We start from the raw sequence: 22,313 nt of genomic DNA on the forward strand, positions 1-22,313 counted from the left end.
TTACGACATAAGTTCAATCGGAGTTTCCTGTTTTACCAACCCGCTATCGTCCCAATAATGGTAGTCGTCTGTCGGTGTTCTCCAGTCTCCATAAACATACTCAAGATATTCCTCAACCTGGGCTGGCATATAAATTTCAAACTCTTCGCTGTAGTTCCGCTCCATATAGAATTGTTTAGGAGCCTGGCGAGTACGGATTTCATTAATCGTATTCCAAACCGGATCCAATATCTCCGTTTGATGGACGTACCAATAGTAGGCCGTCTGGAGACGAGCAAACGGATTCAAATTGTTCGATCGAACAGCGGTAGCACTCCAAGCAGTATCATCGTGAATTCGATACACGACAAACGTTGTTTTCACGCCGTCATTGGGTGATTCAGGGAGTACATCCATTCCGTGAACCTCACCATCATATATTTTTCGACGAACCGTAAACCCACATAGTGATTCAACGATTTCTTCAACGGTCTCAATTTCGTCGGCCCACACTCCAAACTCGACGTCATCATCCCACTCTATTGGGTGTCCCTCACGAACCAGGCCGAGTAATACACCCAAATCCAGCCAGTAAGAAACATCCTGCTCCTCCAGGAGATCCCGGACCCAATACATTTGTTCCTCAATGTCTGCCGGGTATGGATTCATATATGATATGATTTCAGTCGTGTATATAATCGATTCGGTAACTCTATGGCATAAGTATAGCTAACATTCACTGATCAGAATTTATATCGAATCCCGAGTTCGAACAACATCCAACAATGGCCCGGGACTTTACGTTTACAGAACGCTCGTCCTACGTGTCTTAGTGGCCGTGCTCACCGGTGTATCGCCAGAAATACGTGCCATCTCTCTGTTTCAAATCAGTCAGACCCGGTCACGTTAAAATCCTTATTCATTCGCAAGATAATTCTCAATTTCAATCCCTTCGCGGACTTATCCGTACGGTTTGCTAGCATCCTTGATCATGACTTACCCAGAATTTACAGACGTGGGATACCTCTTCTTAAGCTTTGACCGTTCGAGCTGCGGGTTACCGATATCTACGCTCGCGGTTTGTGACGCTTTCTGTCTAATCTCAAAGTCTGGACCGTCGAAAAGGTTTCTGTAGTATGGCGGTACAGGTTGTTAGAATCACCTTCGAATCCACAGCTAGGAAAATGCGGTATGTGTTGATATTCTCTAGGTGTATGAACGACTTCCATTCCGGTCCCGGGTCGTTGGCGGTATCAAGTATATACTCGGCGGCTATATCCAATTTTGCCTGCATCGCAGGTCAAGATATGATTCAGCTGGCTCTCCACGGCGAAAATCATGTAAATGTGACTCGTTACCGTAAGACACTCTCGCGAGTTTCTCTTTGATGTTGTCGCCGATCCCCGATAGCACCTGTTGTTGAGATGGTTCCGTGCCGCCGTTTGGTCGGTAATTGGCAACATTCTATCCTTCTCGCAGAAATATTGGTTTTAAAAGAGATTTTCGATATTCGTTAGGAAGTGCTCGCCTGCCAGACGGACCGCGCACCGTGAGTACACTTTAATTTTCAGATCAATTAAGTATAATATTTCGTCTGTAGGCGGCCCGATTGGCAGTGTCATTAAATAATCAATATACTACATTTGTAATTTTAGATTATAAATCAACAGGATATTTTCATGATTGGGACGCCGTCGATATGGCGAGTTTGGCGCGACTACTTCAAACCGTTAGGAAGATTAGGACTCGTTTCCGAGGGGCTACGTACGAGACCCAGAGGAGGAGCTACCTATATGAATATTGGTCAAACTTCGATGGTGGTGTTTCTCTCTCGACTTTTGAGCTCCGCTATTGGGTTCGTCGCGACAGTCATCTTTGCTCGATTGCTAGGTGCGGAAGTTATCGGTATATATACGCTCGTTATCACGTTGGTTGCCTGGCTATCACTCGGCGGTCGCCTAGGTCTGGGGAAGGCAATGAAGAAGCGAATTAGTGAAGATGAAAACCGAGGCGAGTATCTCTTCGCAGGCATCGTCGCCATCGGAATCATGCTCATGCTGCTGCAGGTAGTCGTCTTCACCGGGCAGAGGTACATCGAAACCTATATTGGGGGTTTCAGCGAGTACGCTGCTCTATCGGTAGTTTGGTTCGTCTCTATCCTCTTGGTGGTCCAACTCGCATACGTCATCATCACGGCCACGCTCAAAGGACAGCACTTGGTACACTTAGCTGGTATTCTTGATCCTATATGGGTATTCCTCAGAAGTGTCTTTCAGGTAGCACTGGTCGTACTAGGTTTCAGTGTCGTGGGCCTCTTGGTCGGCTACATCGTTGGTGGGATACTAGTAGTCGTCATAGGTACCGTCTTTATCAGTATCCGATTGCAGACACCCACACGGGTTCACTTCGAGAGTTTAGCTGAATACGCGAAATTTTCTTGGCTCGGCGGACTCAAGTCCCGTTCGTTCAATGATGTCGACATACTCGTTCTAGGTGCGATGGTTCCTTCGTCACTAGTCGGAATCTACAGTATTGCCTGGGGTCTTACAAAGTTCCTTGACCTGTTTGGGAATGCTATCGGTGGCGCGGTTTTTCCCGAAATTAGCAATCTTACCGCCAAGGAAACAGAGGATGCAGCCAGTAGACTTATTGAGGACGTCGTTGCCTTCGCGGGCTTCATCTCCATACCGGGGGCCGTTGGTGGAATCCTGCTTTCGGACCGGTTGCTCATGTTCTATGGTTCTGAGTTCGTCCGAGGAACGGAAGTCTTGTCATTATTACTCATTTCAATTCTCTTGTACAGTTTTATGCGGCAATTCTTGAACGCATTGAATGCCCTTGATAGACCAGAAATTGCATTCCGAGCCAACATTGTCTTTATTATTTGTAATACTACCTTGAATATTATTCTCATATATTTTCTTGGATGGATTGGAGCCGCAATTGCCAGCGTACTTTCCGTCACGGTTGGAACTCTACACTCTTACCGCCTCCTCGTCCGGACCGTCAGCATTCAGTTGCCGTATAGTGAAATCGGTAGACAAACAGTCGCAGCGTTACTGATGGGAGGCGTAGTGTGGCTGTTACGCAGCCTTTTGGAGACATCAGGATTAATTAGACACAACTTGGTTGTTGTAAGCGTACTCGTAGGAATTGGATCTGCATTGTATTTCACGACGCTTCTCGTGATATCTACTAGGGTTCGGTCGACAATCAATCGAAATGCTCCTTTCGATTTATTTTTCTTAAATAAATAGTATCTTGATGTGAAAACCTTGGTAGCATTCGTTCGCTCATCCATCGCCGCAGGCCCCTACCGACGGTAGTATTCGACGGACCGCTTGAGTCCTTCCTCAAATCCGATATCAGGCTTGTACCCAAGTAACGTCTCCGCCTTCGCAATCTCTGCGTGAGAGTGCCGAACGTCGCCAAGACGTGGGTCGTCGTGGATCGGGTCGATATCTGTTTCCAGCAGGTCATTCAACGTTTTGACGAGTTCGTTGACAGTGACGCGGCCACCAGTGCCGACGTTGAAGGCCTCGCCAGTTACTTCTGATTCGGCGGCCAAGATGTTGGCCTGAATCGCGTTGTCAATATAGGTGAAATCCCTGGACTGATCGCCGTCACCATAGATGACTGGCTGGTCGCCCGCAAGCATCAAATTGATGAATTTCGGGATAACAGCGGCGTACTCACCGTTCGGATCCTGTCGGGGACCGAAGATATTGAAGTACCGCAGTGCGGCGGTGTCGATATCGTAGAGGTCGCTACACTGCAGGGCGAGTTTTTCGGTGAAGTACTTCGAAAGCGCATAGGGCGACTCGGGGTTGGACTCCATCGTTTCAACCTTCGGTAGCTGTTGACTGGAGCCATACACCGACGACGAAGAGGCTACGACGACGGAATCGACATCGTTCTTTCGGGCCGCATCTAATACGGTCGCCGTTCCGGTGCAGTTGGCGTCGGTCGTCGTCACTGGGTCGTCGACACTTCGCGGCACCGAGGGGACAGCTGCTTGATGGAAAACGTAATCGACGCCGTCAGTGAGGGCTGCCATAGCTTCTGCATCACGGATATCAGCTTCCTCGAAGGTGAAGTCCTCGCGACCTTCCATCGGCTCAAGAGCGACTTCGCGGCCGGTTTCGAAGTTGTCCATCCCGCGGACTGTGTAGTCACGGTCCAGTAGGGCATCGGCGAGGCTTGACCCGATGAAGCCCGCCGCTCCGGTGACGAGTGCAGTCGGCATACCGGTGCTCCTCGGGGCGGGCGGTTGAACGTGTCGACTCCGACTGAAAAATTAGAGTAGGACGATGTTGTCGGCGTCGATGTCCGCGGTCGCGTTGCGGGCGTCGAACACCATCGCAGAGCGCTTGACGATGCGCTCGATGTCGAGTGCTGAGTGGTCCGTGACGATTATGATGCAGTCGACCGCTTCGAGTCGGTCGTCGGTCAGCGGCACGGACTCGTAGGTCTCGTCGCCGACAGCGAGCGTGGGGACGTGCGGGTCGTGATACTCGACATCCGCGTTCCACTCTTCGAGTTTGAGAACGATATCGACGGCCGGCGATTCGCGGGTGTCCGAAACGTCGGGCTTGTAGGCTGCGCCGACGACGAGGATGTCGGCCGTCGAGAGCGCCACGCCGCGGTCGTTGAGCTGCTCGACGACGCGTTGGACGACGTGGTCGGGCATCTCGCGGTTGACCGTGTCGGCGAGATGGATGAATCGCGTGTCGATACCCTGCTCGTTGGCCTTCCAGGAGAGATAGAACGGGTCGATGGGGATGCAGTGACCGCCAAGTCCCGGCCCTGGGTAGAACGGCATGAAGCCGAACGGCTTCGTCTTGGCCGCATCGATGGCGTTCCAGATGTCAACGTCGAGTTCATGAGCCACCTGTGCGAGTTCGTTGATGAGGCCGATGTTGACCGCCCGGAAGGTGTTTTCGAGCAGTTTTACGAGTTCGGCTTCCGTCGCCGATTCGACGCGGACAACCTCGTCGAAGACGGGGCTGTACAGCGCTTCGGCGTGGTCTCCGCAAGCAGGCGTCACGCCGCCGAGTACTTTTGGGATGTCCGTTGGGCCGTACTCCTTGTTGCCCGGGTCGATACGCTCCGGAGAGAAGGCGAGATACACGTCCTCGCCGACAGTCGCGCCGTTTTCTGTGAGGGCGTCGCCCACGACTTCCTCGGTCGCACCGGGGTAGACGGTGCTTTCGAGAATGACGGTCGCGCCGGTCGGGATGACCGTCGCCAGCCGCTCTGCCGCATCGACGACAAAGGAAAGATCCGGGGTATCGGTCTTCCGGAGCGGTGTCGGGACACAAATGGAAACACCGTCGACATCGCCGAGTTCCTTGTAGTCGGTTGTGAACGTGATGCCTTCAGCGACGGCATCCTTCACTTCGGCATCGCTCACGTCGCTGACGGTTGAGTCACCGTTTCGGAGGCGTTCGATGGTATCGGCATCGACATCGACACCGACCACCTCGTGGCCGGCACGATGCATCGCAAGCGCCAGCGGGAGGCCGACGTAGCCCAACCCAATGACGCCGACGCGCGTCTGTGTACTCATTGGAGTAGTTCAAGAGCGTGGGGGCTTTCAGGGCATCGTTTGCGAGAGCGGGGTGTTGAGAGACGATTATACAGCTCCTACCGCTGCCGTCACCACTTGAAAAGCCCGTACAGGTAACCCACGCCGACTGTCGCCGTCAACACGAACAGCGCCACGAGCTGTTTGGCCTTTGGGACGTTCGGGTCCGTGAGAAGTCCCTTCAGCCGTGAGGGGACGAACTCGAAGACGAGCTGTTTGAGGAAATCAGACTCCTCTTCGCTGGAGTCCTCGGACACGAGCGTCTCCATCGCTCGCTTGGAGTAGCCCTGCCAAAACGACCGCTCCAGCAGCCATTGCTTGTCTGTCCGCCACTCGAAGACCTTGTGGCCGACTTTCGCATCGGGATTGTAGACGACACCTTGGCCGTACTCCTCGCGCATCCGTGCACAGAACTCCGTCTCGTGGGCCTGGAGGTTCTTTTCCCCCTGCCGACCGACTTGTGATTCGAACCCGCCCAACTCCTTCAGCACCTCCGTTTTGAAGGAAATGTTCGATCCGAAGGTATTGCGGACCTCTTCACCGGGTTCGGCAAATCCGCGGTGTGTGACGCCGACCAGCCAGTAGAACTCCTCGGGGAGGAACTCAGGTTTGCCGTCAACCCACAGCGGTGTCATCTTCCCGCCCGCGGCGATGGCATCAGTGGATTTGTATACGGAGACGAGTTCCTCAACCCAGTGTTCGTCGGCAACGGCGTCGTCGTCGATGAGTGCGACTACGTCACCAGTGACGAGTTCGAGGGCGTTGTTACGACTCGCCGAGAGGCCGACGTTCTCCTCGTTGCAGTGGAGCACCAGTTCCTCGTCGTCGCCGTAGTCATCTTGAATCCGCTCGTACAGCGGCTCGTTGCCGTCAACGACGACGACAATCTCGATGTCATCGTACGTCTGTTCACGGACGCTCTGGAGAGCATCCTCGAAGTGTTCGTACATCTCTTCGGTGTACGTACTGATGACGACCGAGACCTTCATCGGGCAAGGCTACCCACGAATGCCGAATAAGCCTTTTGTATACTGGTTTCGTTCGAAGAGTATAGTAGATCAACAATCCATTTTAGACTCATTAAATTGGATTAGTACGTCTCCTTCAACTACATTTGTCTCGTAATATAACCCAAGAGACTGTCAATTCACGATGAGAATCGGCCAAACATCCGTTATTGTCTTCGGATCGAAGTTCGTCGGGTCAGCACTGGGCTTCGTCGCGACGATCTATTTCGCACGTGAACTCGGTGCCGAAGTTCTCGGGTACTATGCGCTGGTCATCGCGCTGGTCGCGTGGCTCAAGCTCGGAGGCCACCTCGGTATCTCCTCGGCGATGACGAAGCGGATGAGCGAGGGGGAGGATCCAGCGGCATTCGCGGCGGCAAGCGTAATTCTAGTATCGGTCCTTGGGCTTGGTCTCTCGATTCTGGTACTCGTTTTTGCCCCCTATATCAACGACTACGTGGGCGCGTCAGTCGCCTCTCTCGTTGCCGTGCTCCTTTTGGTTGGCCTGTTTCAAGCCCTCACAAATGCAGCACTTCAAGGCGAACATAAGGTTCATTTAGCCGGTCTCCTCACACCACTCGGGATTGGTGCTCGAAGCATCATTCAAATCGCTCTCGTTTCGATCGGATTAGGTCTGATGGGGATGCTCGCTGGAGGCGCTATTGGAAGCGTTATTGTCGGCAGTATCGGATTGCTATTGCTCTCGACGAAACTCACGAGGCCCCGAAGAAGCCACTTCGATGACCTCATCGATTACGCGAAATTCTCGTGGCTCGGTGGGCTTAAGAACCGGTCGTTCAATGACGTGGATATCCTTCTATTGGGAGTTTTCGTCCAATCGTCATTTATCGGCGTATATTCGGCAGCATGGAGCATCTCGAAGTTTCTCACGCTGTTCGATTCCGCAATAAGTTCGACCCTTTTTCCGGAACTTAGTCGAGCTAATGCCGAAAACAGCGACGAGACCGTCTCAACACTCATCGAGGATTCGTTAACGTACGGTGGTCTCCTACTAATTCCCGGACTATTAGGAGGATGGCTTCTGGCTGACCGACTGCTAAAAATCTACGGCCCGGAGTTCGTCCAAGGGTCAACAGTCCTCTGGGTACTGATTCTCGCGACGCTATTATACTCCTACCAGAAGCAACTGATGAATGCGATGAACGGTATCGACCGACCGGACGCTGCCTTTCGCATCAATCTCGTCTTCATTGCCAGCAACGTTGTGTTGAATCTCGTGTTTATTTCGACACTCGGATTCGTCGGAGCAGCAATTGCAACAGCCATCTCGGCCGCTTTTGGACTGGCGTTGTCAATGTACGTTATTCGCTCGATGGTTTCGTTCGCCATCCCAACGAACGAACTCTCTCGTCAGTTCGCGGCTGCAGCTATCATGGCGGGTGGTGTTTGGGCGGTTGAAAAACTAATCGAGATAACAAATTTTTCGCACAATTTCGCCATCCTCGTCTCGCTAGTCGTCATCGGCGCAGGAACATATTTTGGAACCTTGTTCTGTATCTCGAAGTCGTTTCGAACGACTGTACTTGCCAACAGTCCGATTCAGCTACCGTACAAGTCCAAGTAGCCCAACTCATCTGCGAGGTGAACCGAAAGCATTTGGTCAAGCCATTCGGTTGTGGGAGTATGCAAGCTGTCGTGCTCGCGGCCGGCGAATGAACCCGATTGCGACCCCTCACCGAGGACAAACCGAAGGCGCTCGTCGAAGTCGACGGCTGCCCGATTCTGAGGCAATGATTCAACCGTGTTGCCGAGTTGGGCGCTGACGAACTACTCGTCGTCGTCGGCTACAGGAAAGATGAAATCACCGACTTCTACGGCGATGATTACGAAGGCATTCCCATTAATTATACGCACTTAAGAGAGCCGAAAGAACTCGCCCACGCAATTTGACCGTTGAGGATCACTTCGACGACGACTTCATGCTCATATTGGGTGGCAACATCTTCGAAGCGAATCTTGATGACATGGTCCGTCGCCAACGCGAGGCCCGTGCCGATGAGGCTTTCTTCGGAGGAGAAGAAGTTCCATACGCGGATGCCTCTCGCTATGGTGTCTGTGACACTAACGACTACGGCGAAATCACCGAGGTGATTGAAAAGCCCGACGCACCGCCGACTAATCTCGTGATGACCGGCTTCTACACGTTCACGCTGGCTATCTTCCACGCTTACCACCTAGTCCAGCCCTCTATTGCGGCGAGTACGGGATTACCGACGCAGTGAACCTCCTGTTGTAAATCGGTCGAACCATCGACGCCATTCGATTGGACGACTAGCGGATGGACATCGGCTATCCCGAGGACCGTGAGGAGGCTGAACGGCGACTGAATGAGGGGTACGAAGGCACGGTAGACGAGGCAACCGCGCCCCTGAGTGAGCAATCGCATCAATGGCTGGAAACAGGCGTATTATTTTTTTTAAGTGTATATACTGGCCTATTTAACGGACAGGTCTACATGATCGATGTCAATGCGGGTTAAACCACTATATAGACGAAAAACATAGAAAACCCACAGTCACCGGAACCAAGACCCAGAGGTGGTGAATCCACTTCAAATAAATGAACGCCCTAATGGCTGGTGATTAATTTTCGAAGTCCCCTGTAGCTTTCCAACCTGTTTGGAGCGAGGGTTCAGTCGAAACATCGACACATACGGCTCTGGCGCCTGAGAGCGAACGACCGGACGATGAGTATCATTCCTTCCGAGCACGAACTCAAGAGGTCGGCTACAGAGAAGTCGTCCTGCCCGCTGGTCGATGCCGAAGCAAGGGCATCCAGCCAGGTAGGACAATCAAGAATAAACTCGGTTAGACTCCATGAACCCGACGAGCGTCGGCGACGATATTTCCCCACAGAGACCAACACCAGTAAATCCCGGCCGTGATACATCCACCAACAGACCTACAGACACGCCGGAACGGGGGTAGTAACCTATACCATCTCGATTATACCTCGGTGGTCGGAGGCGTAAAGTGGGTTGTGAGGAGCAGCCACAACACCGAGAGCAGACCAACGCAGCAACGGTCAGTTTTTACGGCATCACACAGTCGAACCGTCGACTTCCGCGAGCACGTCTGGAACCGGCATTACGGATAGGTCACTCATAGGTGAACACTGAGCGACACATTATCGTAGCAATGCGGAACGACAAATACTGGCTATATTGTCAATGACTCGCCGGATGTACGAGCGCGTGATGATATCACCGCCGCTATTCAATTAGCGTCCAAAAAAAAAAATAAAACCGCGAAAACCGAACCGAACCGCTCGATTCAGTCAGTTAGAACGCGTTCCGTCGGGCAGCCAGCAGTGCTGCGCCGAGGAGCGCGATGAGCGCGATGACGGCACCGAAGCCGGGCTGGTCCTCGGATTCGGTTTCCGTCGGCTCGTCAGTGGCCGGCTCGTCGGTTGCAGTCGCCGTCGGCTCGGGCGTTGCGGTTGCCGTTGCCGTCGGCGTCGGCGTCGACGTGTCGACCGTCAGCGTCGCGGAGTCGAGAACGATTTCGCCCTCAGCGTTGAGGTACGGAGCGTCTTCCTCACCCTCGCTGGTGACGAAGTCGTACTCTTCGTTGTCGTTCGAGTCCTGGTGCGGCATGGCGATGACCGTGCCGTTGTCGCCCTCGTACGGCGTGTCGAGGGTGACTTCGACATCCTCATGCTCGCCGGATTCGAGGTAGTCAGACGTACCGCGGACACTGTCAAACGTGGCGCCGTCGAGGAGCGTACCGTCGTGGATGGTGACGAAGCCACCGTCCGGGACGTACACGCTGTCGACAGTCACGGTTGTGCCGTCAGTCGTCTGGTTCGTGATGGAGACCTCGGCGTAGTCGCCTTCGATGACGCGGCCGTCGGTCTCAGCGTCGTCCTCGAAGGACTGACGCTGGATGGTCGCCGTAAAGTTCTGCGGCGGCGTCACGTCCTCGAAGGAGTCGCTACCGTTGAACGTCGCTTCGAACGTTCCGTCGGCGTTGACTTCCGTGGATGCGCTCTTGAGGAACGCGTTTTCGCCGTCAGTGTCTTCAGCGGTTGCACGGGCACGGACGGTGATTTCCGTACCGGGGGCGACCGTGGTCTCGCCGCTGATGACTTGGTCGGCTGCGGACTGGACGCGAACTTCATCGTTGACCGTGTCGAACGTCGCTTCACGGTCGACGAGTTCGTAGGTGCCCATTGCGGACTCATCGTCATCCGGATCGGCGGGGTCCACATGGTTCCGCTCACGGAGGAACTGGTTCTGGTACTGCCCCGTGACGTTGAAGCTGGCTTCAAGCTCGTCACCCTCTTCGAGGCCAGCTGCCTCGAGAGCGTTGGAGTTGAGCACGACGTACAGCGTGTCGTTATCCGTATCGGAGATAACGTTCGTGCTGGACGAACCAATGTCGCTCAGGTTGCCAACGAAAGCATCCTCGTTCTGACCGGGGTTCTGCTGTTCCAGCGTCAGGTTAAGGTTGTTGTTGTTGGCAATCTGTTCATAGTCAGTCTGACCATCGGAGGCCAACAGACCACCGATACCGGAAACATCGATGCGGTGGATAACGGCGTCACCGCGGACGCTCGAATCGCGCTCAGTGTTGAGCGCAATCGTGTTGGTTTCCGTAATCTGACCCTCCTCGATCATCTCGAGGACATCCTCAGTTTCGGTGATGCTGGTGTAGTCGTTACTCGGGGCCGTGTGAATCGTCATGTTCCCCGTACTACGCTCCTGTAGGCTGAGGACACTCACGTCGTACTCCTGAATCTCCTCTTCAGCAGTCGTGATGTTGCTGTCCTCAATGATGAGGTCGTAGAGTCCAGGGTCCAGTGCACGGTCGTTGATACCGGTTTCGGAGCGGTTCAGGATTTCTCCGCCATCGTCGGTGGTATCGTAGATGTCGCCTGTACTGACAGACGGGTCATCCAGAGCAACCCGGCTTGCCAGGTACGTGTTGATTTCCAGTTCAACCTCGCCGTCGTCGTTCGGCTCAACTTCGAGATCTGCCTGGTAGTTTGCATCGTCGCTGCCGAGGGAGACGTTGAATCGGTCAAGCTCTTCGGAGGTGAGCGAGACGGTTACGACGTCACCACGGTTCTCATCGTACTGTGCCTGGTCCCAGTTGGCGTCGCCGTCAGTGACTTCACCGACGGTAATCGAAGCATCCGCGTTAGCGGTCGTGTCCGTTGCTTCGAAGTTGAAGTCGAGAGAGTCACCTTCTTCGATATCGTTCGATTCGTTGAACGTCGCCTCGATTTCAGATTCGCTCTGGAGACCCGAGATGGTGACGTTATCGTCATCATCCGAGGTCGGAGCGACGCTGTAGGTGGAATCGTCGAAGACCTTTTCGAGCTGGTCCTGCGTCAGATTCTCGCTGCTGACTTCAACCCCGAATCCGTTCCGGTTGGAGTCCAGAACGAGCGTTCGTGAATCGTCGAGGTCGACATCGTCGACTTCGTCACCGTCAGCGTCCTCGAAGGTCGCATCGAGGTTCTGGACGACGATTTCGACGTACTCATTGGTTGCTGCACTGCTGTTCGAGCTCACCGAATCTGTAGCGACACCTTGATTGTTCGTGATGATAACCTCTCGGTTTTCACCGCTGGCGCTGTCATCGTTTGCCGTGATGACGTAGTCTCCTTCAAGATTGCTCGTGTCAATAACCGTTTGACCGTTCTCGAACGAGAGTTCACTCACAAGGCTACCGAGGCGGTCATTGGACGCCGTTCGGTCCCAGTTTCGGACTTGCCAGTTGGAGTGGTTATCGGAGAGGGCACCCTGGTCGAAGAACAGCTCCTGACCTTGCCATCGGGTCGTTCCCGTGTCGTAGGCACCATCCGCACCTGCTTCGGATGCCGAGCTGGCACCAATCGAGTACGAAGCTGTGTCGGTACTGTTATTGTCCGATTGACCGGCAGTTTCGTATAAGGTCGTAGTTACATCGTACGTTCCCGCCGAGGGATTGTCGACATCCTCAAGAACGATGTTCAGACCGGTCGTGTTGGAAGTGTTTACCGCCGTGTCGAGGTCGAAGTCAATGACACCACCGCTTTCGCTAACGCTCGTGGTGGTAATCTCCGAACCGTCGCTGGCGTTAAACACGCGAACAGTCCCGCTGCTAGCGTCAATGCCAGCAGAGTCCGCATCGCTTAGGTCAACCGTTCCCGAAGTGACATCGGATTGGGGAGACCCTTGCTGGTCGAAGGTTGTGTTAATTGTATACGTTGCTGTTTGATCGCCCGTTTGCGGGTTGACGTCAACGTTGTCAATGGTGATACCATCGCCAACGCCTGCTGCAGCACCGCCTGCAAACGCCATGGTTCCTGCGAAGACCCACAGGACCATCAGCGCCGCGAGGAGTACCGCACGCAGCTTGCTATTGTTGTCTGTCATGGTTAGTTTCGTTCTGCAATCGCACCGCACTGCACTGCATCGCACCACATCGACAGCGTCCCAGACGCCACAGATGCACTCGAGTCGTTCGTAACGCCCGCCGACACGTCCAACGCGTCGGGGGCTGACGACACCGAGTCATCGTGTGGGTACAGCGACACTGTCATGGGTAGGGGTACGCTCCAAACCACTCTTGCTTGGTATAAATGCTTTGTGGGGTTTCAGGAGTCGTGACAACGTGTGTCGCTCCCGAAAACGGCAGGTACAGCCGATTTGGTATGTCGTGACACACACGTCTGACGACCGGCATCCATATATAAATTCAGAGGCAGGACTCGGCAATCACGTGTACGCACGAGGTTAATACAACTGCCCGCACGCTCTTGAAGTGATAGTCACTTTCAACGTTCACAGACGTGTGTACACTGCTTCTAACCTGCGTTTGGTGATCTATAACTTGTTTTAACGAGTCTCTATCTAAGCGGTTGGTTGTGGAAGCTTAGCTAACTCTCGGGTAGCCGAGAGCGCATGGACATGAACGATTCCACGCCAACACGCCACAGTGTCACCACTCCAGTATCGCCATTCAGACACACGCGCACAGAGGGGGCCAGATGATGACACGCAAACGCAGAACAGGTGTTGCAGTCGTCTGGGCGACGCTGCTCGTTGTGAGTCTGTTAGCAACCGCCGCCTTCGCCGGCCCGGCAGCCGCACAGTCCGACAGCGCCGATATCGTGTTCGTCTTCGATAAAACCGACAGCATGGATCCCCACAGGGAGGCCCTCCAAGATGACATCGGGAACGTCGCCGACGAGTTCGAATCCAAAGGCATCGACGCCCGCTACGGGCTCGTGACGTACGAGGAAGACTGGAACACCGAGGTCAGACAGCCGCTGACGAGCGACACGGGAGAGCTGAAGGAATCGCTCAACTTCGAAACCAGCGGGAACATGGAGAACGCCTCGCATGGGATTCACATGGCACTCGACATGGAGTTCCGTGATGACGCACAGAAGATCGTCGTCGTCATCACCAACGAAGACGATGATGGCGCAAATAACAACACCGCCGTAAAGGAACGCGCACTCCAGCGCATCGACGACGAAAACGCGTGCCTCGTGGCGTTCTCGCCGGACAGTGACCGTGATTACAACGACCTCAACACGTACACCGAGGAGGTCGACTGTGGCCACTGGTCGAACTTCGATACTGAGTCGTTCACCGACGTTGCTGCAGTCATCGAAGATGAGGCTACCAGTGATCCCGAATCGACGAGTCGGGACGACCGAGTAGAGCGAAGCGCGCCGGATTTCGAGGTGATCGAGAAATCACTTAGCAACACGACGGTCTCTGCGGGGGAGACGTTCACGGCGGAAGTCGTCGTCACAAACGACGGATCGGCCGGTGGTACGTATCACGCGCTGATTACCGATTCAGACCAGGTTCACTACAGCGAACGGGTCGACATAGAGGCCGGAGAGACCCACACGTTCAACGCACCGCTCTCGTACGCAGAGGTCGACAAGCATATGCTCCAGATTAACCATCGCTTCCTCGACCACGTGACGGTCAAAGAGCGGCAACTGGTCGCCGAGAACGTCGCCGTCAGTGATGGCGCAGTCAAGCGATCGGTCGTCATGCCCAACGAGAGCTACGCCGTTGCGGCGACTGTCGAGAACCCCGGCAACCACTCGGGCTATGCAACCGTACCGTTCGCTGTCAGAGAGGACGGCAACAACACGACGCACGTCGCCAACGAGACGGTCTACCTCTCGTCGGGCGAAGCGAAGACAGTAACCTACGAAGCGACCGCCGATGCCAACGCTTCGGGTGTCAACCAGACCTGGGTAGTCCAGAACACCACGGTAGGAAACGTGTCGGTGCTGGACGGCAATGCCTCCGGGGTCGGTATCGATAGCTATCCTGAATCGTCGTCAGTCGGGGCGAACGAGTCCTACAACCTGACGAGCGTCGTCTACAATAACGGTAATGACTCACGGATGGTTTCAGTCAACGTCGCTCCCCAAGACCGACAGATAGGGACGCTCCGAATGCTGACCGTCAACCCCGGTGAATCGGTTGAATTGACACACACTGTTCAAGCGCCAGCCGGTGGCAACAACGGTAGTGCCGCGACAACGAATGCAACTGAAACCGATGCCAACCTCGTACGTACGATGGATTCGTGGTGGGTCAACGACGAGACAGTGTCTGTCACCGTGAATGCTGGCAGCTGATGTCGTCGGCCATCGAGAACCCTCCAGTTAACGGGTGAAACACCCCGGAATTGTAGATATTTTGGTATAAATTTCTGGTCATCGAGTAGCATGAGAGCACCGTAAACGTTTTTCAGGTGTTCAGTTTTCATCGATAAACTGCCATAGAATAAACAATAATGGCTGATTATCCGATTTCGCCGTGGATTCAGGCACATCATACATAGGTTGTTAGAACCTGCAAATTCGTCCGCTACCACTACACGGGGTGGGGAAAAGCATGAATAAGCAATACCTAACCAACGGCCACGGCGTCACAGCGAACAGATCGAAAGTAACGCATCATCTGGAGGTGCCAAAATGACATCGCGGTCTCGGATGCTCACTGCAGTCGTTTTATCGACAATTCTCGTCGTGAGCGTCCTTCTCTCAAGCGTTGCCTTCGCCGGCACAGCAGCCGCAGAGACCCGCAATGCAGATGTCGTCTTCGTCTTCGATGAGACGGGCAGTATGGATGCCCAAGCTGAGGATTTGGCAAACGAAGTTGAGAACGTTGCTGAAGAACTCGATACACAGGGAATCGACGCTCGTTACGGGCTCGTAACTTACGAAGACGCGGAGAGTACGGAAGTCAACCTCGCGTTGTCAAGTAATCCAGACGATTTGAAAACCGGACTCGACGGAATATACACGTTCGGAGGTACCGAGAACGCTTCCCACGGTATTCACACCGCACTCGATATGGACTACCGCGACGATGCCCAGAAAATTATCGTCGTGATCACCGACGAGGACGATGATGGGACGGAAACTGCGAGACAGCAAGCACTCCAACGAATCGATGACGAAGACGCATGTCTCGTAGCAGTTTCGCCTGATTGGTATTCGGGCGATATCGAGGGGGCGGACGAACTCAAGACCATGTCAGAGGCAGTAGCGTGTGGCGAATGGACTGACGTGAACACCGAGTCGTTCACAACAATCGTCACCGATCTCATCGAGGTAATCGAGGAGGAGACAACCCAGACCACGGAAACGACGAGATCATCCCCCGATTTCGACGTGATCGAGAAATCGCTTAGCAACACGACTGTCGCCACCGATGAAACGTTCACGGCTGATGTCGTTGTTGAAAACGACGGGTCGGCCGGTGGTACGTATCACGCCCGGATTACCGATTCAGACCAGGTCCACTACAGCGAGCGGGTTGAGATCGAATCTGGGGAAACACACACGTTCAGCGCACCAATCTCGTACGCAGAGGTCGACCGATATATGCTCCAGATTAACCACCGCCTCCTCGATTATGTGACAGTCAACGAACGGCAACTGACCGCTGAGAACGTGGTAGTTACCGGGGGAGCAATCAAACGCTCGGCCGTCATGCCCAACGAGAGCTATGAGGTGTCGGCGACTGTCGAGAACACCGGCAACTATTCGGGGTATGCGACCGTCCCCTTCGCTGCCGGTGGGGACGCTAACAACACGACCCATGTCGCCAACGAGACGGTATATCTCTCGTCCGGCGAAACCAAGACGGTAACCCACGAGGCGACCGCCGACGTGAACGCCTCGGGAGCCAATCAAACGTGGGCCGTCGGGAACACCACACTGGGGAGCGTGTCGGTACTCGACGAAAACGACTCGCAGGTCGGTATCGACGCCTACACCACGCCGGGCGCCGTCACGCCGAACGAGTCCTACGACGTGACGGGCGTCGTCTACAACAACGGCAACAGTTCGCGAATGCTCGCGGTCAATTTCGCCCCCGAGCACGGCCGATTGGGTTCGCTTCGGATGGTGAGCGTTGCTCCCGGTGAGTCGATGGCAGTACGACACAGCACGCAAGCGTCGGCACTTTCAGAGCCCAGTAGCATCGGTCAGACCAACACGACCGAACGCGCGAGCACTGAAAGAACGAGCGAAACCTGGTGGGTCAACGACGAGCGAGTCAACGTCACCGTCGTCGCAGACGGATAATGGCAGGCATCTAAGAATTGGCAGATGCTGAGTGATCCCGCCACCGGGATTCGGTAATCAGCGTTCGATGACCGTGTTTCGGGGGCAAGACGCCCCAATCCGGATTTTCCGTAGTATTTCGTCATCGTGAGATTTCATCGAACCCAGAGAGACAGCAAGGGCCGTCAGTCAGCCGCCTCGATGGCGGCCACTTTCGCACGTGATGCGATTTCGACCTCCAAATCGCGCATGAAGTCGTCGACAGTGTTCCCCATGGTCAACACGGGATACCCCTCGTCGAACATGTCGTCGATGACATCGCCGGCGTCTTCGGTGCGCTCGTGTTCGGTGACGGGCACGTCGACGTTCGAAGCGAAGACGCTGGTGAACGCCCCGCCCACACGTGCGCGTTCGATTAGGTCGCGGTCTGCCAAGGTGTTGAGATACTTCGCGAACGATGCCGTTCGGCTTCGGCGGTCCGACCGGAGGTAGACAAAGGGCAGCACGTAGTCGTCACCGGCCAGCGCCTGCCGAATCGCTTCCGTGCTCTCGATGTCGTTGATTTCGGCGCCGTTGAAGATGCGGCCCTGTGGGAGTCGAATCCAGCGTGGCTGGATGGCGTCGAGATACGAGTTGAGCTGTGCTTCGGGCACGGGCTCCATATCCAGCCACCGCAACACGTCGTTGACTGCATACACCGTCTCCGCCCCGATTCGGCCCTGCTGGTCGGCCGGAATCGTGACCTGCCGCATCTCGCCGCCTTGCTGTTCGATTTCTTCGCGCATGTACTCCGCGAGGACGGGGTTTTGTTCGCCGTTGACGACTTTCGTACCGGCCGGAATCGTCCGAGCGAAGGCCCGAGCGAGGTCCCGAACCGTCTTGCCCAGCGTGTCCTGGTGGTCCTGTCGGACGTTCGCGATGACGACGACGTGCGGTTTGACGAATCGCTTGTTGATCAACCGCGTGGTGTACTCGGTGATGCCTTGGTTCTCGAAGATGGCGACATCGTCGGGCGTGTAGGATTCGAGTTCGGGACCGAACTCCCGAAGGACGTTGATGTTCTCGTACAGCGTGGTGTGTGCGCCCGTCCGCTCGATGGGGATGACTTCGCCGTTGCGAATCAACACGGGGTGGTTACCCGTAATCTTCGTCAGGGTGTCGTAGCCACGCCGTCTGAACACGTCGTCGAGTCGCTTGACGGTCGATGATTTTCCGCGAATACCGGAGACGACGATTCGCGTGTCGATGCCATCGAGGAACTGGCGGTGGTCGCGACCGCGTGTGAGCAGCGACAGAGCACCACGGACGTTCGACATCCCGACTTCGAAGGGGTCTGATTCGGTGTCCGTCTCGTCAGCGACGAGATACACCGGCACCGCACCCGTCGCCAGATGGCGGAACCGTCGCATCGCCTCGCGTGCGTTGGCGCGCTCGGTGTAGGTGAAATTCGTGACTGCGAGCGTCTCGCCGTCATCGCGAAGCACCCAATCGAAGATTCCGTGTTCCTCGTCGCCACGAACACGAAGCGTCGGTTTGTCACCGGCTTCCGGCGGCTCGACGTACTCGAAGTCCTCGGCGTCGAAGTCATCGAGTTCGGCCGCGGCGTCGCGCACTCGGTCGATGCGTCGTCTGGCCGCCTCCGAACTCCGGTACTGTTTCGGCCCGACCGCGAGACAGACCTCGGCGTCACAGAGACGCCAGAACCACCCATCCTCGTTTCTAGTCACCTCGAACATCCCTTGCTCCATCACTCGTCGTCACCTCCGGAGAGAATCGACGCCTCGAACACCCGCTCGTGGGCGGGTTGGTCGACCGTAGCGTACTCGACGTATGCGAAACAGACGACGGCGACCACGACGGCGAGGGCGATTTGGGGGACGCCGAACTGCTGTGGGAAGCCCCGCGGGAGGATTCGGCCGCTGGCGCGGGCGAGCGGTAACACGAGAGCGAATGTGCCGAGTTGCAGCGGCACGAAGAGTTTCCGTTTCGCCCCGGGAGCTGTGTGCCAGTTGTAGGCGGCAATCCCCGCGAGAATGGCAACAAAGTACGCCGAGAGCCCACGCGTAATCGGGAGAAACAGTACGACTGGAACCGCAGCGAGGAGGGCAAACGCCGTGGTGAGCGATATGAGGACGCGACCGTACAGGAGCGTCACGTAGTGGACGACCGAGAGGAAGCCGAAGGCGGCCGCGAGGAGAATCACGTACAGCAGGATGAGCCACTTGCTCGCAAGGGCATAGATACCGAGCAACGGAAGCGCGATAAGCCCCATCCGAATGCCGTAGCGACTGCGAACACGCTCGGAGACGAGGAGTCCGAGCACGAAGAGTCCGATGACGAGCGGGCGGCCGAGAATCGTCGGTTCGAGTTCGGTCGGGAGTGCGGCGTTTTTGTACACGGCCACGTCGGTCGTCGTCGTGTACAGCGCCGGCGGCGTAATCTCGCCGATCGTCGCCGCCAGATTCGGCGTAATGAGTAGCCACCCGAGGGCGACTAATCCAACGTAGAGCCCCGTTGCCGCGAGCACGTCGAAGACACGGTACTGGGGCTTGAGTTGGTGGTAGTTGTACGCGGCGAGACCGGGGAGAATGCTGCCGATGAAGACGACTGATTGGAGGGACTCCGGAATGAGCGACTCCAGCCCGACCAACAGCAGGATTGGAACCCCGCTGCCGATGGCCATCGCGACGAGGAGTTCGTCACGACCGTAGAGCAACGTTCGCTGTTTGACGATACTGAGACCGAGGAAGGCGAGTATCGTACTCAACACGAAAATCGGGAGCATCAGGGCGTTCTTCAGGGTGTAGACGGCCAAGACTGGGATGGCAATGGTCCCGCCCAATCGAAGCCCGAAAAGCTGTGAGATGCTGCCGACCAACAGCAGTCCCAGCGCAGTAATCCCTGCTGCAACTAACATCGGCCCCACCTCACGATATGACGCTCCCCCGCACGGATTCGAATGAACACCGAAGTACAATAGGCCTACCCATCGTTGCCTCAAGGGAATCGAACTCCGGAATCGGCTTCAAATCACGCCAATGGAGACGGCAGCCAGAACGAGAGCGAAGAGAATCGAGACGGCGATGCCGGCGACGAGCGGTTTGTTCTCCATCGCTTTCTCGTGGAGGGGCATCGCGTCGTACTCCGCTCGGAACGTTTCGAGGTTCTCGCTGTCGTAGAAGTACTTCGTCTTGAGCGCGAAGCGTTCGGTCACCGCACAGCCGGTACAGACCGGCGAGCCTTCGAGACGTTCGGTCTCGATGTGGTCACCACAACTGATACTGCCGCAGTTGGCACAGTAGGTGTACTGCCCGTCGTCTCCGGCCGTATCACAGTGGACACAGCGATGAATCCCGTCCTCGATTGTGGCGCGTGAGGGGCCGGCAGCGTAGTACTCGTAGGGGTAGGAGTAGGACTGCAGCTTCACTGTCTGTCGAATTTGCGGCAGATACACCGGGTCGATGGACTGGACGGAGATGTCGGATTGCTTCGGCTCGCAGGTCTTGTTGTACGTGACGTTGTTGTCGCCGGTGTAGGTGACCGTCGTCGTGTGCCGTGTTCGGAGGCGGTCGACCGCCCACTCCTTGTACTCGGTTTGGGTCTGTCCGAAGCGGCCTTCCTCGATGTCGTCGAACACCTCGTGTAGGTCCGCGCGTCGTTCTTCGAGGTCGATAGTCGCGTGGCGATTTTCCTTGACGAGCGTCCGGACAGTGCTATTCGCGAGTTCCGGGTGGCCCCGGCCGGCGTAGGCGACGAACCGAGAGCGGTCGTTGATGCGGTGGATGACGCCGACCGAGGTCTCGAAGACGGCGTTGACCTCGGCGGTAATCGTCACGAGAGGGTTGAACGTCACGCTGGTCCGAGGTGATGGAACGGCTCCCGGGTCGATGTTGTCGATGTCGCGAAACGCCGTCTTGACCGGGGCGTCGATGGTGCCGGGCCGTTCGTACGGCCGGAGTGATTCCGAACAGAGAATTTCGATGCGACCGTTGTACAAATCGAGACCGATTTCATCGGCAATCTCGCGTAAGTCCATCCCGTCGATGAGTTCAATGGGGTAGGGATCGTCGTTGTTGCGAAGCCGCTCGGCGTATTCTTCAGCAGGGCCGCTGAACCGCCCCGTCGTGACGACCATCCCGCGTTTCGGCCCGTCGTAGTCGTAGGTCGCAATGGCCGAGTGGAGTTTCTGGACGACGGGGCGGCCGACCGAGCCGGTGTGTTTGCATTCGACGACGACCGCCCGCCGAGTACCGTCGACGACTTCCTCCATCAGGATGTCGCGGCCCTCGTCGGCCGTACGACTCGCCTGCCGGACGTTTTCATAGCCGAGGTTCCGGAAGACGTCCTCCATGAGGTCCTCGAACTCGTATCCGGAGAGCTCGTCCAAGACTGCCATCGCGATACGACGGGTATCTCCGGGCGCCGATATATAGGTTGTCGAGGGCGATTGGCGTCAACAGAAATGGGAACCTAATCGATTAGTCGTGGGGTTCGAGTGGGAGGCGATCTACGTCGATTTTGTCGTAATCTTGCTCGCTCGAAAGAATCGATTCCCCGGTCGCAATAGTGATGCCGGCGTGAATCGCATCGAACGGCGTGAAATCGTCTTCGCTGGCGAGGACAGCAGCGACGAGAACAGCCTCTTCATGTACTGCCGGCTGGACAGGAACTCGTTCGACTAAGTTCGTCAGCGCCCGCTCGACATCAATCGTGTACTCGTCAGCTTCAGAGTCGTATGTGTAGAGGAGTAATTCCGTGTAGGCATTGATTGACGTATGAATATCATCATGCTCTTCGAGTGCCTTACGAGCAGAGTCCTGAAGCCAGTCGTCGGGCTTTGCGAGTGCCAACAGGAAATCCGTTTCTACGTACACAATCTATTCCTTGCGCCGCGATTCGCGGCCTTCGATTTCAGATTCAATCTCGGCCTTTGCCTTGGAGATGGCTTGACTCGCTAGCTCATCTCGACTCGTTCCCTCGAAGGCATCGCCGACAGCTTCGTGAACGCCTTCAAGCGGGTCTTCATCTATCGGTAAAAGTACGACATGACTTGGTAACTTGACTATTCGATACTCGTCGCCGTACTGGTCTCGTACGTCTTTTGGCAGATAGATTCGCCCCCGTTCATCAGCTGTTGTTCCCATATATTGGGATAATATACGTGCATATCTAAGTCT

Annotated in this window: 14 protein-coding genes and 1 pseudogene; 5 read left to right on the plus strand and 10 right to left on the minus strand. The window is 55.6% G+C overall.

What is annotated here, in order from left to right:
• On the minus strand, nt 1-648 hold the full coding sequence (locus HWX69_RS14390) for a LicD family protein (RefSeq protein ID WP_178917761.1): 648 nt from the start codon (nt 646-648) through the stop codon (nt 1-3).
• Between the two features lie 1,145 nt (nt 649-1,793).
• Here HWX69_RS14390 and HWX69_RS14395 point away from each other — a divergent pair.
• Nucleotides 1,794-3,236 (plus strand): oligosaccharide flippase family protein, encoded by a 1,443-nt coding sequence (locus tag HWX69_RS14395; protein ID WP_178917762.1) that lies wholly within the window; start codon nt 1,794-1,796, stop codon nt 3,234-3,236.
• A gap of 56 nt (nt 3,237-3,292) precedes the next feature.
• Here HWX69_RS14395 and HWX69_RS14400 read toward each other — a convergent pair whose 3' ends face one another.
• The 3 genes from HWX69_RS14400 to aglG form a co-directional block, all read right to left on the minus strand.
• A complete protein-coding gene (locus HWX69_RS14400) occupies nt 3,293-4,225 on the minus strand; it encodes an NAD-dependent epimerase/dehydratase family protein (RefSeq protein ID WP_178917763.1) in 933 nt (310 codons plus the stop codon).
• A gap of 51 nt (nt 4,226-4,276) precedes the next feature.
• Complete coding sequence (locus HWX69_RS14405) at nt 4,277-5,548, minus strand: nucleotide sugar dehydrogenase (protein ID WP_178917764.1); 1,272 nt, start codon at nt 5,546-5,548, stop codon at nt 4,277-4,279.
• A gap of 89 nt (nt 5,549-5,637) precedes the next feature.
• Complete coding sequence (gene aglG / locus HWX69_RS14410) at nt 5,638-6,555, minus strand: glucosyl-dolichyl phosphate glucuronosyltransferase (RefSeq protein WP_178917765.1); 918 nt, start codon at nt 6,553-6,555, stop codon at nt 5,638-5,640.
• Nucleotides 6,556-6,718: 163 nt separating this feature from the next.
• Between aglG and HWX69_RS14415 the strand changes: the two genes are divergently transcribed.
• Together HWX69_RS14415 and HWX69_RS14420 are read left to right on the plus strand one after the other, a co-directional pair.
• Entirely contained in the window at nt 6,719-8,158 is a 1,440-nt protein-coding gene (locus HWX69_RS14415) for an oligosaccharide flippase family protein (RefSeq protein ID WP_178917766.1), read from the plus strand.
• A 98-nt stretch (nt 8,159-8,256) separates the two neighbouring features.
• Nucleotides 8,257-9,073: pseudogene (locus HWX69_RS14420) on the plus strand (sugar phosphate nucleotidyltransferase).
• An 801-nt stretch (nt 9,074-9,874) separates the two neighbouring features.
• Here HWX69_RS14420 and HWX69_RS14425 read toward each other — a convergent pair.
• Nucleotides 9,875-12,988, minus strand: coding sequence for a DUF7282 domain-containing protein (locus HWX69_RS14425; protein ID WP_178917767.1), 3,114 nt, complete (start codon nt 12,986-12,988; stop codon nt 9,875-9,877).
• Between the two features lie 587 nt (nt 12,989-13,575).
• On the opposite strand from HWX69_RS14425, the gene HWX69_RS14430 reads away from it, so the two are divergent.
• Together HWX69_RS14430 and HWX69_RS14435 are read left to right on the plus strand one after the other, a co-directional pair.
• Nucleotides 13,576-15,198 (plus strand): VWA domain-containing protein, encoded by a 1,623-nt coding sequence (locus HWX69_RS14430; protein WP_178917768.1) that lies wholly within the window; start codon nt 13,576-13,578, stop codon nt 15,196-15,198.
• 393 nt (nt 15,199-15,591) lie between these two features.
• The gene (locus tag HWX69_RS14435) at nt 15,592-17,157 is read left to right on the plus strand and encodes a VWA domain-containing protein (protein ID WP_178917769.1); all 1,566 of its coding nucleotides are present in this window, start codon (nt 15,592-15,594) and stop codon (nt 17,155-17,157) included.
• A 164-nt stretch (nt 17,158-17,321) separates the two neighbouring features.
• Here the strand turns inward: HWX69_RS14435 and HWX69_RS14440 are convergent, their stop codons facing one another.
• The 5 genes from HWX69_RS14440 to HWX69_RS14460 form a co-directional block, all read right to left on the minus strand.
• Nucleotides 17,322-18,884, minus strand: coding sequence for a Mur ligase family CapB protein (locus HWX69_RS14440; protein ID WP_218644798.1), 1,563 nt, complete (start codon nt 18,882-18,884; stop codon nt 17,322-17,324).
• Nucleotides 18,884-20,053 carry a poly-gamma-glutamate biosynthesis protein PgsC/CapC gene (locus HWX69_RS14445; protein ID WP_178917770.1) on the minus strand — a complete coding sequence of 390 codons (1,170 nt, stop codon included), beginning with the start codon at nt 20,051-20,053 and terminating at the stop codon, nt 18,884-18,886. The genes HWX69_RS14440 and HWX69_RS14445 overlap by 1 nt, the downstream gene beginning before the upstream one ends.
• Before the next feature lie 108 nt (nt 20,054-20,161).
• A complete protein-coding gene (locus HWX69_RS14450) occupies nt 20,162-21,532 on the minus strand; it encodes a restriction endonuclease (protein WP_178917771.1) in 1,371 nt (456 codons plus the stop codon).
• An 82-nt stretch (nt 21,533-21,614) separates the two neighbouring features.
• Entirely contained in the window at nt 21,615-22,010 is a 396-nt protein-coding gene (locus HWX69_RS14455; protein ID WP_178917772.1) for a PIN domain-containing protein, read from the minus strand.
• Nucleotides 22,011-22,013: 3 nt separating this feature from the next.
• On the minus strand, nt 22,014-22,280 hold the full coding sequence (locus tag HWX69_RS14460; RefSeq protein ID WP_218644799.1) for an AbrB/MazE/SpoVT family DNA-binding domain-containing protein: 267 nt from the start codon (nt 22,278-22,280) through the stop codon (nt 22,014-22,016).
• Between the last annotated feature and the right edge of the window lie 33 nt (nt 22,281-22,313).

The sequence above is a fragment of the Natronomonas gomsonensis genome (assembly GCF_013391635.1).
Classification (GTDB): Archaea; Halobacteriota; Halobacteria; order Halobacteriales; family Haloarculaceae; genus Natronomonas; species Natronomonas gomsonensis_A.

Bases quoted from the DNA above. Each gene is read 5' to 3' on its own strand.
- aglG (WP_178917765.1), bottom strand. From the start codon at position 6,555: ATGAAGGTCTCGGTCGTCATCAGTACGTACACCGAAGAGATGTACGAA.
- HWX69_RS14390 (WP_178917761.1), bottom strand. From the start codon at position 648: ATGAATCCATACCCGGCAGACATTGAGGAACAAATGTATTGGGTCCGG.
- HWX69_RS14430 (WP_178917768.1), top strand. From the start codon at position 13,576: ATGACACGCAAACGCAGAACAGGTGTTGCAGTCGTCTGGGCGACGCTG.
- HWX69_RS14405 (WP_178917764.1), bottom strand. From the start codon at position 5,548: ATGAGTACACAGACGCGCGTCGGCGTCATTGGGTTGGGCTACGTCGGC.
- HWX69_RS14440 (WP_218644798.1), bottom strand. From the start codon at position 18,884: ATGGAGCAAGGGATGTTCGAGGTGACTAGAAACGAGGATGGGTGGTTC.
- HWX69_RS14400 (WP_178917763.1), bottom strand. From the start codon at position 4,225: ATGCCGACTGCACTCGTCACCGGAGCGGCGGGCTTCATCGGGTCAAGC.
- HWX69_RS14460 (WP_218644799.1), bottom strand. From the start codon at position 22,280: ATGGGAACAACAGCTGATGAACGGGGGCGAATCTATCTGCCAAAAGAC.
- HWX69_RS14395 (WP_178917762.1), top strand. From the start codon at position 1,794: ATGGTGGTGTTTCTCTCTCGACTTTTGAGCTCCGCTATTGGGTTCGTC.
- HWX69_RS14450 (WP_178917771.1), bottom strand. From the start codon at position 21,532: ATGGCAGTCTTGGACGAGCTCTCCGGATACGAGTTCGAGGACCTCATG.
- HWX69_RS14415 (WP_178917766.1), top strand. From the start codon at position 6,719: ATGAGAATCGGCCAAACATCCGTTATTGTCTTCGGATCGAAGTTCGTC.
- HWX69_RS14445 (WP_178917770.1), bottom strand. From the start codon at position 20,053: ATGTTAGTTGCAGCAGGGATTACTGCGCTGGGACTGCTGTTGGTCGGC.